The 12268-nt window shown below is 36.1% G+C and carries 9 protein-coding genes, 1 tRNA gene and 1 riboswitch; of the genes, 7 read left to right on the top strand and 3 right to left on the bottom strand.

Going from position 1 to position 12268, the window contains the following annotated elements:
- The first annotated feature begins 63 nt into the window (after positions 1-63).
- The 3 genes from dgt (at position 64) to EIY84_RS03430 (ending at position 3452) form a co-directional block, all read left to right on the top strand.
- The gene (dgt, locus tag EIY84_RS03440; RefSeq protein ID WP_124640516.1) at positions 64-1425 is read left to right on the top strand and encodes a dGTP triphosphohydrolase; all 1362 of its coding nucleotides are present in this window, start codon (positions 64-66) and stop codon (positions 1423-1425) included.
- A gap of 272 nt (positions 1426-1697) precedes the next feature.
- Positions 1698-2633, top strand: a complete 936-nt coding sequence (locus tag EIY84_RS03435) for an SPFH domain-containing protein (protein WP_124640515.1) — start codon at positions 1698-1700, stop codon at positions 2631-2633.
- Between the two features lie 135 nt (positions 2634-2768).
- A complete protein-coding gene (locus tag EIY84_RS03430) occupies positions 2769-3452 on the top strand; it encodes a phosphoribosylaminoimidazolesuccinocarboxamide synthase (protein ID WP_124640514.1) in 684 nt (227 codons plus the stop codon).
- A gap of 284 nt (positions 3453-3736) precedes the next feature.
- Here the strand turns inward: EIY84_RS03430 and EIY84_RS03425 are convergent, their stop codons facing one another.
- The 3 genes from EIY84_RS03425 to EIY84_RS03415 all read right to left on the bottom strand — a co-directional run bounded on the left by EIY84_RS03425 (position 3737) and on the right by EIY84_RS03415 (position 6622).
- The gene (locus tag EIY84_RS03425; RefSeq protein ID WP_124640513.1) at positions 3737-3991 is read right to left on the bottom strand and encodes a hypothetical protein; all 255 of its coding nucleotides are present in this window, start codon (positions 3989-3991) and stop codon (positions 3737-3739) included.
- Between the two features lie 4 nt (positions 3992-3995).
- Positions 3996-4670 (bottom strand): hypothetical protein, encoded by a 675-nt coding sequence (locus EIY84_RS03420; protein WP_124640512.1) that lies wholly within the window; start codon positions 4668-4670, stop codon positions 3996-3998.
- Between the two features lie 58 nt (positions 4671-4728).
- Positions 4729-4829: riboswitch (SAM-I-IV-variant riboswitch) on the bottom strand.
- A gap of 110 nt (positions 4830-4939) precedes the next feature.
- Complete coding sequence (locus EIY84_RS03415; RefSeq protein ID WP_124640511.1) at positions 4940-6622, bottom strand: APC family permease; 1683 nt, start codon at positions 6620-6622, stop codon at positions 4940-4942.
- A 352-nt stretch (positions 6623-6974) separates the two neighbouring features.
- Here EIY84_RS03415 and EIY84_RS03410 point away from each other — a divergent pair, with 352 nt between their 5' ends.
- The 4 genes from EIY84_RS03410 to EIY84_RS03395 all read left to right on the top strand — a co-directional run bounded on the left by EIY84_RS03410 (position 6975) and on the right by EIY84_RS03395 (position 12266).
- The gene (locus EIY84_RS03410) at positions 6975-9935 is read left to right on the top strand and encodes a tetratricopeptide repeat protein (protein WP_124640510.1); all 2961 of its coding nucleotides are present in this window, start codon (positions 6975-6977) and stop codon (positions 9933-9935) included.
- A gap of 43 nt (positions 9936-9978) precedes the next feature.
- Positions 9979-11805: a TonB-dependent receptor gene (locus EIY84_RS03405; RefSeq protein ID WP_241154722.1), complete on the top strand. Its 1827-nt coding sequence runs from the start codon at positions 9979-9981 to the stop codon at positions 11803-11805.
- 36 nt (positions 11806-11841) lie between these two features.
- Positions 11842-11913, top strand: a tRNA-Arg gene (locus EIY84_RS03400).
- A 119-nt stretch (positions 11914-12032) separates the two neighbouring features.
- Positions 12033-12266 carry a YdcH family protein gene (locus EIY84_RS03395; RefSeq protein ID WP_124640509.1) on the top strand — a complete coding sequence of 78 codons (234 nt, stop codon included), beginning with the start codon at positions 12033-12035 and terminating at the stop codon, positions 12264-12266.
- The last annotated feature ends 2 nt before the right edge of the window (positions 12267-12268 follow it).

The following is a 12268-nucleotide window of genomic DNA, read 5'->3' as shown; positions in this document are numbered from 1 at the left end:
ACTTTTGATATCCTTATTTCCATCGGTATTGTACAAGATCTACCGATGATTGTATTTTATATTATGGAACAACTTAATCATTTATACACCAACCAAAGAACAGGAGATCACAGCCCGAGAAAAGTGTCCAGAACAGATTTTCAGAGGGATTTTGACAGGCTCATTTTTTCTTCCGCTTTCAGAAGATTGCAAAATAAAACTCAGGTTTTTCCGCTACCGGGAAGTGTCTTTGTGCACAATAGACTTACGCATTCCCTCGAGGTCTCTTCTGTGGGGAGGAGTTTGGGAAGTTTGGCTGGTGAGTTTATTCAAAAAGAGTATGAAAATTACCTAAGTCCAGAGTCGTTGCAATTTTATCTTTACGATTTGCAATCTGTCGTTGCGGCAGCCTGTCTCTGTCATGATGTTGGAAATCCTGCCTTTGGACATTCCGGTGAAGATGCCATTGCTTCTTATTTTGAGAAAAATCAATCGGAGCTGAAGTTTTTTTTCACGGATAAAGAATGGGCCGATCTTATAAATTTCGAAGGAAATGCGAATGCCATCAGAGTTTTAACACATCAACAAAATGGTAAAGATGAAGGCGGTGTACAACTTACTTTTTCTACCTTGTCCAGTATTGCCAAATATCCTTGTGAGGCTATTGCAAAGAAAAAAGGAGCAATCAACAGAAAGAAATTTGGTTTTTTCCAAAATGAAAAAGAAACTTTTAAGAAAATAGCAAGTCAAACAGCCCTATCGATTGAAAGCGAAGAACCCTTGATCTATAAGAGAAATCCCTTCGTTTGGTTGGTAGAGATGGCAGACGATATTTGCTACAACATTATCGATATGGAAGATGCTCACAGATTGGGCATTATATCTACTCACGATTGCGAATCGTTGTTTTTAGAAGTCATCAACCAAACCACGAGCGACGACATGAAAAGGATAGAACAGAAACTTTGTTCTATGCAAAATTCAAACGAAAAAATATCGTACCTCCGAGCCAAACTTATTGGCTCTCTTATCGTTTCGGGAATGGATTTGTACAAAAAACACTTTGAAAGTATTGTAAACGGCACGCACAACATCGGTCTGATTGATACGGTTAAACAATCCAGCCCATCTCTTAGCGAGATCGAACAATTCTCCATCTCCAAAATATACAACCACCGTTCGGTGGTAGAGATAGAGAACGCCGGGTACAATGTCATGTACGAGTTGCTCAATCATTTTATACCACCGGTTATCAAAAATAAAGACGACAGGAAAAGTTATGAGAAGAAAGCCTTACAATTAATGCCTTCTCAATTTCATTATGATCAGGGCACGGTTTACCAAAAAGTATTGGGAGTATTGGATTTCGTTTCCGGTATGACGGATAATTTTGCAACCGATTTGTACAGAAAAATTAAAGGGATTGATATTGGAATGACCATGTAAAAAAAATCTTTTCCGAACGGTTTTTATTTGTATCTTTCCATTTCGAATAAGAGTCTGTTTACATTTTGTGTCTCATTTCTTTGTAGGTGTTTTTAGATGGATTTTCTATTTAAAATTCGAAGTTTTAGCGGGCTAAAACAAGAAATTAAAAGAGAAAATACGCTGAAAAGAAAACGAAAAAATAGATAAGAAATACAAAAATGATTAAAAATAAATATTTCGATAAAGTTTAAACAGGTTCTAATAAATTAACACAAAAAAATAAAAAAATTATGGCGTTTTTAGGAGTACTATTATTTTTGGGGCTGGTCACACTTTTTGCCTCATTTTTTATCGTAAAACAAGCAACTGCTGCTATTGTAGAACGATTAGGGAAGTTTCACTCGGTTCGACATGCAGGTCTGCAACTGAAAATCCCGTACATCGATCAGATTTCTAAAAGAATGAACCTTAGAATTCAACAATTGGATGTCATGATAGACACCAAAACTTTGGACAATGTTTTCTTGAAGATGAAAGTTTCTGTGCAGTATCAGGTCATTCGAGATCAAGTAGCAGATGCCTATTATAAATTGGAATTTCCTGAAAGCCAAATTACATCGTATGTCTTTGATGTGGTAAGAGCAGAAGTGCCAAAACTGAAATTGGACGATGTTTTTGTAAGAAAAGATGATATCGCTGTTGCTGTAAAAGGAGAACTGCAAGAAGCTATGCAAAGCTATGGATACGACATCATCAAGGCGTTGGTAACCGATATTGATCCGGATGAACAAGTAAAACACGCCATGAACCGCATCAATGCTGCTGAAAGAGAGAAAACAGCTGCAGAATACGAGTCTGAAGCTCAAAGAATCCGTATTGTTGCCGTAGCAAAAGCCGAAGCTGAGTCTAAAAAATTGCAAGGACAAGGGATTGCCGACCAAAGAAGAGAGATAGCAAAAGGCTTACAAGAATCTGTAGATATGCTGAATTCCGTAAACATCAATGCCCAAGAAGCTTCTGCGCTTATTGTGGTAACGCAACATTACGATACCTTGCAATCGGTAGGAGCCAACAACAGAAGCAACTTGGTCTTGTTGCCCAACTCACCAACAGCGGCCAGTTCCATGCTCAACGATTTGGTAGTCGCTATGTCCACGGCAGAGACTTTCAAAGGAAGTTTAGAAACCAAACTCCCACCTTCAAAATCGAATTTTCCAAATACATAATATGTAGAAGCTGTCCAGTAGGGCAGCTTTTTTCATTTACACCATTTATTACAGAAAATAGAAAAAGTAAACGGACATTGGGAATTTGTTTTTAATTATTTAATGTAATTTTGACCCTAAATAAATCTAAAAAAAATGAACTTAAAGTACGAAGGAAAAACAAAAAATGTGTACAGTCTAGAGAACGATTTGGTATTGCTAAAATTTAAAGATGATGTCACTGGGGAAAATGGAGTTTTTGATCCAGGTGCCAATACCGTAGGACTTACGATTGATGGAGCAGGGAAAAGTGGCTTGAAAATGACCAAACATTTTTTTGAGCTTTTGGGATCTCGTAACATCGATACGCATTATGTAGATGCCGATATCGATGCGGTAACCATGACGGTAAAAGAAGCGACAACCTTCGGGAAAGGCTTAGAAGTAATCTGTAGATATCGTGCTGTGGGAAGCTTCCTAAAAAGATACGGTGCTTATGTTACCGAAGGACAACCTTTGGATTCTTTTGTTGAAGTAACCATTAAAGACGATGAAAGGGGAGATCCTACCATATCCGATGATGCTTTGGATGCTTTAGGAATTTTATCGAAAGATGAATATAAAATTCTAAAAGAAAAAACAAAGACCATCTGCAACATCATCAAGGATGACCTGTCCAGAAAAGGATTGGATTTGTACGACATCAAACTGGAGTTTGGTCGTTGCAAAAAAAGTGGAGAGATCATCTTAATCGATGAAATTTCCGGTGGTAACATGCGTGTGTACAAAAACGGAAGCTACATGTTGCCTTTGGATTTGGAAAAAGATTTTTTGGGATAATCCTCAACAAGTATTAACAAGCCACGGCATTCACTTTTAAAAAACTATGTGAAAAATTTATTTTCTATGACCTCTTTTATTCATTATTTTACTTAAAAAGTCTATGAATCTATGTGCTTTAATATTTTCACCACATAGTCACATAAGTTTTTGGTTTGTAATAGAGAGTTCTTTTCATAGAAGCATTGCTTTCACAATAGCATAAAATTTAAATGCGAACGCCTTGATTAACAAGCAAGTAGCTGTCCGGGCTATTCGGACAGCTTCTTGTTTTTATAACACTTTCACAAACTTATTTTAGGGTCAATTTCTCCATTTTTTTCAAAAACAATTTTATCTTTCACTAGAATTATTTTTTTTGAAAGATGCAATGAATCTTTATGTGTTATTAAACTAAAATCTATCGTTCTACCAAGCATTTCTGCTCTTAGTTCTGATAGAAACTTTGCTCTAGTAGTGCACCAACCCGGATTTCCAACTTCTTTATTGAAAATATCAACTAAATCTTGATTGCTTTTTTCGTTAAATCTTGTGTCCATATTCTTAATTTTTTGATTGTTTTTTCTCTGATATCCATTGTTTCAATTCTTCGATTCCGCCTTTTCTTCCGCAATATCCGCAGCCCCATTCTTCTTTTCCGGGACTTATAGAAATCGGTAAATAATGGTTTTCTGAATTCACACATTGGCTAAAATATAATCCTTTTTTGGCATCATGTACTTTAGGAAAAAGATTGTTTTCTTTCGTGAATTCCAGAAGTATGCTTTCTACAATTCCCTTTTTTCGATCTGCAATATTTTTTTGAATTTGAAGAAAATGAGCGTTTGAGATAATTTCTGATTTAAATTGGATAATGCGTCCGTCATACATACTTCTTCCATGAATAAATTCAGCAAACGCAATGAGAATATTATCAATAAAGCTAAAATCATAATCATATTTGTACTGACAAACAATTTTTAGTGGCTCTTTTGAAGCTTCAAGAATCGATTTTTCATCATTTTCGTCATCTAAAAAAACATCGATCCATTGTAGGTAATCGTCATCAGTAATTCTATAAAAATAGAGGATGGGTGCTTCGGCAATCCCAAGATCGTATTCAATAAAGGCTAATTTTCGAAAATCAGAAATGTTGCCAACACCGAAATCGTCTTTGTAGGTTGTGCCTTCTTTGTGTACAGTGGCTTTTTCTGTACTAAAATGTGGATGATGGGTCATAGTGCATAATTTATAATGTTAATAATTACAAATCATCGCAAGAGAAATTTTTTGGGAGATAACCTAATTGTTTTGGCAGGTTTGCCCTCATTCTAAACCACCGTGGCAGGTTAAAGCTCGGTTGGTATTCTGAAAAATCAGAAACTCTTGATGATTACTTTTGCAATATTACAGTTTATTTTTTATACAATCCAAATTTTTGTTTTTTTAATAAAAAAAGCTGTCCAAAAAGTCAGGACAGCTTATTTTCTATTTTTAAGTGTAAAATTCTAATCGTTTTCTGGTGTTTTGCCCAAAACAGAATTTCGTTTTCCATATACAAAATAAATTACCAATCCGATGGAAAACCACAATCCGAACCAAAACCAGTTGTTGTGTGTCATCCCGGTTAAAAGATAAAGGCAAGAGCAAAGCCCAATTAATGGGATGAGCGATAGGTTTTTTACAAAAGCAACTCCACACAAAATGAGATTAATAATGATGAAAATAGTCATGGAAAATCTAAACTCGCCTTCATTTGGATCCGACCAGTCCAATAAAGTTTTGAAAAAATCGGGTTGCCAAAGATAAAAACCAAACAATCCGCCGATGAAAAGAATCGGAAATATCCACTTACCGTTGATGTATGGAAGGTGAAAACGACCCGGAAGTTTTTCTTTTCTTGGCAGCAGCAAAACTCCTCCGCACACCAAGACAAATGCGAAGATCGTTCCTATACTGGTGAAGTCCAATATGAAAGATTTGTCTGTAAATAAAATAGGCAAGCCAACGACAATACCTGTCATGATGGTTGCATACGACGGAGTTTTGTATTTTGGGTGTATGTCTTGAAATTTTTTTGGCAACAATCCGTCTCTACTCATGGCATACCATATTCTTGGCTGCCCCATCTGGAATACCAACAATACCGTAGTGATGGCGACAACGGCTACAAAGGATACCACCAATTCCATCCAAGCAATGTTGGCGTTGGATTGTTCAAAAATAAAAGCCAAAGGATCTCCAATGCCGTCAAATTTTCTATAATCTACCATTCCGGTTAGTACCAATGTGAGCGCAATGTAGATTAAAGTACAAAGCACCAACGAGATGATCATTCCTTTTGGAAGGTTTTTCTCCGGATTTTTTGTTTCTTCTGCCAAAACACTGAGGGCATCAAAGCCGATATAGGCAAAGAAAACTCCTGAAATGGCAGACATGACTCCCGCAAAACCGTTGGGCATAAAACCAGAATCTCCGGTTTGCGGATTAATTGGTGTCCAATTTTCTGTTTGTACATAAGCACCCCCTACAAAAATGACCAAAAGGATAACAGCAAGTTTCATTAAAACAAAGAGATTGTTCAAGTTTTTACTCTCTTTTACTCCACGGTAACAGACATAGGTTATCAAAGCATTGATCGCTAAGGCAGGGACATCAACGATAAACTTTAGGCCTCCAATTGTTGGAGCAGAAGTCCAAGCCGTGATCAGGTCTTTATTGGTCGATTGAGCCAAAAACGCTTTATGTGCTTCGGAATAACTGCAAGTGAGAAATTCTGGAATATGAAAACCCAACCTTCCAAGGAAGGAAGTAAAATAATCCGACCATGAAAATGCAACATAGATATTCCCAAAGGAGTATTCCATGATGAGAGCCCAACCAATAATCCATGCGATTAATTCTCCGAAACTTGCATAGGCATAGGTGTACGCCGATCCTGCCGTGGGAATTCTACTGGCAAATTCAGCATAGCAAAGCGCTGTAAAAGCACAAGCAAAACCACAAATGATATACAACACAATAACACCGGGTCCTCCTTTGAATATGGCTTCGCCCAAACTGGAAAAACTACCGGCACCAATAATGGCTGCAATTCCAAAAAAAACGATGTCCCAAACGCCCAAAACTCTTAAAAGTCCAGAAGGACGGTCGTTTGCATTGTATATTTTTCTTCTAAAAAGCTGATTCATTTTGTATATTTTCAATAATGATAAAAACAAAAGTAATCATTTCGATAAAAAATGAACTATATAATGGGATATTTTTGATGAAAAAACAATTTGAAGTTGGTTTTCATGTTTCTTTTATTAATTACGATTTCTTACCATCTTCTTTTGGTTAGGAATTGATTTTTTAAAAGAAAAAAGTCAATACAGAAAATTTGTAGAATCAGAGGGTATGACTTATCCACATTTCCACAATGTTAGTTTTATTTGGTCAAGCAATAAGTTTTTTATATTTTCGTTGATAAAATTGTGGATAAAATTTAATCTATTTTATTCGTAACTCAAATAATTAATCTGTTAAAAATTCCGGATTTCAATGGACACAAAAAAGATGCTTTTGGCAACTGCCGTATTTTTTTATACCCTAGGCAATGCCCAACAATCGACATATTACAACAATCAAGAGGATTATCATTGGGATTTTTCCGACAACCTTTTCAAAACCAAAGTATTCAATGCTGCCCAATACAATTATACCCAGCAGTATTTTTATAATCAAACTTTGGATCATTCTAAAAAAGAAGCAGCCTACTTTTACGACACCATCATTGGGGTATTGATGCAAAAAAAATACGGCGAAAAAGGGCTGGAAGCCTTCATGAAAGAATATCCACAATCGGCTTATTTTTCTCAAGCTCATCTGCCTTTGGCCGATTATTATTTGTCAAAAAGAGATTTTCCTAAAGCCTTAGAAACGCTGAAAAAAGTAAATCAGTATCAACTTTCAAGATCCGAGAATACCCAGTATATACTTAAGTTGGGCTATGCACAATTCATGACCGGCAACACCAAAAATGCCATTCATACCTTGGAAGATGCTTACGATGTGGTGGATGAAAATGAAAAACCATCGGTGGCCTACATGTTGGGACATCTTTATTATGCCAAACAGCAGAACGATAAAGCCTTTTTGTATTTTGATCAGATCAAAAACAATGAAAAATACAGACAATTGCTACAACCGTATTATGTACAACTATACTACAACCAAGGCGATTTTACAAAAGCCATTACCGAAGGACAGTTGTTGCTAAATGAAAATGTATCCGACTCGTACAAGCAGGAAGTTCATAAAATTATCGGTGAAAGTTATTTTATGAAAAACGATTACTCAGCGGCGTATCCTCATCTAAAAGAATACATACAGCATCAAGAAAAACCGTCGGAAAGCGATTTGTATGAAATGGGATTTGTTGCTGCCAAGCTGCAGAAGTACGACGAAGCCGTTTCTTACTACAACCAATTGCTTAACTCCAATTCGGCAATGGCACAAAATGCCTATTACCAATTGGGAAATGCGTATTTGCAAACCGGTAAAAAGCAAGAAGCACTTTCAGCTTTCAGATCGTCTTACGAAATGTCATACGATCCGTTGGTGCAACAATATGCACATGAACAATATGCAAAATTGAGTTATGAAATAGGTAACCCTTTTGAGAGTGCCCCTCAAGTCATTCAAAAATACATTGCTAAATATCCTAAAAGCGAGAAAACCGATGAAATCAGAAAATTGTTGGTAAAATCCTATTTGTATTCTGGAAATTTTAAAGAAACTTTGGATGCTATAGACAAGTTGCCAAAGCAAACTTCTGAAACCGAAAAAATTAATCAAGAAGTATCTTTCTTACTGGGTACGGAAGAGTACAACAAAGGCAATTACGACAGTGCAGAAAACTACTTCAAAAGATCGTTGGCGTTTAGCTTGAACCAAGATTTTTACAATCGTGCACTGTATTGGTTGGGACAGACCTATTACCAAAAGGGTCAATTAAATGATGCAATTGACAATTTCAAACAATTGTCTGGACAAAATTTTGAAGAAAAGGGTCAGCTCAATTACGACTTGGGCTATGCTTATTTTAAATCCAAAGATTTTAATAATGCCAAACTCTATTTTACCGATTATTTAAAAAATCCAAAATCCGAGTTTAAAAACGATGCAGAACTTCGATTGGCCGACTCTTATTATGCTTTGAACAATTTGGATGAAGCCATTGCCATTTACAACAAAGTAGAAAATCTGGACGATTATTCTCAATACCAAAAAGCGTTGGCTCTTGGTTTCAAGGGCGATTATTCTGGAAAAATACAACAACTAAAAACATTGGTTTCCAAATATCCCAAATCCGATTATGTGGATGATGCTTGGTTCGAAATTGGATCGGCTTATGCTGCACAAAATGAGTTTAAGCAATCCAACGATTTCTTGATCAAGGTGATTGCCGAAAGTCAGGATAGAGATTTACTGGCGAATGCCAAAATTTATAAAGCACAGAATTTGATTGAACAAAACGAGAGCGACAAAGCCATCGCCGAGTTCAATAAATTAGGAGCTGAGTATAAAAATACCGCTTTTGCCGAGAAAATTGTACAAGCTGCAAAACCGGCCTATCTAAAAACGAGCGATAGCGATGGATACGAAAAATTTGCCAATTCTTTGGGCATCAAGCTGAATGCTTCGGATAAAGAAGAGCTGAATTTGAATTTGGCCAAAAGCAATTTTACTAAAAAAGACTATAAAAAAGCCATTCCGTTGTTTGAAAAATACTTAAGCCAAAACCCAACAGGTGAGGGATTGTACCAAGCCAAATATGAATTGGGAGAGAGCTTGTATCAAACCCAAGAAACAGCAAAATCTTTATTGGTATTGCAAGAGGTAGCTCAGATCCAGAACGATTATCAAGAAGATGCACAGACCAGAGTGGCACAGATTTATTTGGCTCAAAACAATATTGCTGAAGCTGAAAAGCAGTTGTTGGCATTAGAAAATTCGGCCAATGTCACCATTAAAAATTTCGCCAATTTGGAATTGATGAAAATTTATGGTTTGAAAAAAGACTATTCGAAAGCCGAAAAATATGCCAATCTGGTGATTGCGAATACCAAAAACTCCATTGCCGTTCAGGAATCGGCGAAGGTACTGAAAGCGAGAATTTTGATGCAAAAAGGTAGAGACAAAGAAGCGAAAGCTCAATTTGCAAGTTTGGAAAAATCCAGCAATACCGCAGTGGCAGCAGAAGCAACCTATGCCAAAGCCTATTACCAAAATCAATCGAAAAGTTATAAAGCATCCAACGAAACCATCTTTAAGTTGGCAAATAATTATGCAACTGAAGAATATTGGGGAGCTAAATCTTTGGTGTTGATGGCGCAAAATTATGTTGGCCTGAAGGATCATTACCAAGCCAGTTATACTTGCGATCAAATCATCAATCATTACGGAGATTATCCAGAGATTGTAAACGAAGCTCAAGCCATTAAAAAATCGATAAAATAATTTTTTAATTTTCGCTATTTCAAAAATTTTTAAATCAGAAAAAATGAATCATCATCACATAATTTCATCATCATTATTATTTGAAAAACCAATGAAGGCTGTAGGCATAAAAGCATTTTCGTTGTTGTTTTTAGGAATTTCAATGTTGGCTCAAGCTCAAATCAAGGAAGAAAAATTGATCTTGGACCGAAAAAGAGAACCGGAAATTAAAAAAATCGAAAAAAAGAAAACAGCGGTTAACTTGGTCAAAAATTATCCGCCACAATCCAAAAAAGTTGAAGACTCTTTGAATTTGAAATATTCAATCAAAGATGTAGAAGCCGTATCGGATTTCAAAACTTCGACCATAGAAAGAACGGACATTTCACCAAAATTTAAAACAGAAAATTACAGCAATTATGTTCGTTTTGGTATGGGAAATTATGGGAAAATCTTGGGCGATGCCAATATTTCTACAGCTTTGGAGAATAATTTTGAAGTCGGAGCCGATGTGCATTACCTCTCCACAACCGGCCTGAAGAACGAGTACGATTGGGATTCCAAATCGACCAAGGCAGATATTGCGGCGTTTTTAAACCATTATGGTAAATTGGGAAGACTGAATGTCACTGCAGAATACGGTTTGGACAACTATAATTATTACGGCATCTACGCCTTTCCAACCGTTGGTTCTATCGATTTGCAACAGAAAGTAAACCAATTTGGGGTAAGAGGTATGTACGAGTTTTACGATAATCCCATTTTCAAAGACTTAAGCTTTAAGAGTAATTTTCTTTCGGATCATTTTTCGGCAAAAGAAAGCTCTTCAGAAGCTCATCTGAATTTGTCGAAATACGAAACGACTTTCAAAGACGACATCAATTTTCGTATGGATTTTGGGATTAATGTCCAAGGTCAAGATACCCGTTTTGATTTGCTCAACAAAAACAATTCTAAATATTTATTGTTGGATTTTGTACCCAAATTTGTCTTGGGTTATGACCGATCCAAACTTACCATCAGTTCTCATTTCAGTTTGTTAAACAGTGAATTTGAAAGTTTGATGGTGCCCAATTATTCGGAGTCGTTTAAATTCAAATGGTTTCCAAAAGCCGAATTTCAGTACGATGCCGATGACATGTTCAAATTCTACACAGGAGTTGATGGCGGTATAAAACTGAATTCGTATTCCGAAATGTTGAAGGAAAATCCTTTTTTGGTTTCGGACCAACTTTTGTTACCGACAAAAACCAAATATCAATTTTATTTTGGTTTGAAGGGGGACATTAACCAAGAGTTGAAGTACGATGTGTCGGCAGGTTTCGGAAAATTGGAAAATATTTTATTTTACCAAGCCAATTCAATTTTCGACAATTTATATACCCAAAATCGTTCGGCGTACAACTATGCCAATGTTTTTTCAGCTACCTACGATAGTGGAAATCTAAGCCATATAAAAGGATCAATACAGTATTTTCCGATGCAGAATTTGTCCTTGGATGCCGAAGCTCAATTCACACAATACAAATTGGATCATTACGATGAAATCTACAACAAACCTTTGTTGAACGCCAGTATTGGTGCAAAATATGCAGTTTTGGACAATAAATTACTTTTGGGTTTCAAAGGAATTTTTAGAACGGATGCACACAGCAATGGTTTTGAATTGACACAGAATGCCATCAATCCTATATTGTACGATTCTGTTGAAAAGAAAGATGCCAAAATCGGAGGCTATGCCGATCTGAATTTGTCCGCTGAGTACAAAGTCCACAAAAATTTCAGTATTTTCGCGCTCGGAAACAATTTGCTAAACTCGAAATACCAAAGATTTCAAGGCTACAAAGTTCTTGGAGCACAAATCACAGGTGGAGTAAAAATTGTATTTTAAAAAGATAAATTAGGGAATTAATTTTCCCAATTTTTTGGCCCTATAGTTTAATGGATAGAATTAAAGATTCCGGTTCTTTAGGTTGAGGTTCGATTCCTCATGGGGCTACTGAAAGCAACGATGTATGATATATGTCGTTGTTTTTTTGTTTTTTTTGTACAGAATCGTGGTGATTTTCAATAAATTATTTCTTAAATTTAACCTAACCAATTATTAAATTTTGAATCATGGAAAATCATACTTTAGCACACGACTTCCCAGAGCACATCCAAAAAATTACGGAGTTAAAGGTTTCTGATGAAAATTTCAAAAAAATGTTTGTAAATTATGAAGAGTTGAATGCTCTCATTCTCCACTACGAAAAGGATGAAGTCAATCACACCACAGACGATCATCTGACCGACCTTAGGAAGAAACGCATGCATCTAAAAGATGAATTGTATGCCTATCTTACCCAATGATT

The organism is Amniculibacterium aquaticum (assembly GCF_003852705.1).
GTDB classification, from domain to species: Bacteria; Bacteroidota; Bacteroidia; order Flavobacteriales; family Weeksellaceae; genus Amniculibacterium; species Amniculibacterium aquaticum.
The sequence above is the reverse complement of the archived record's forward strand: the minus strand, read 5'-3'. Positions and strand labels throughout refer to the sequence as shown.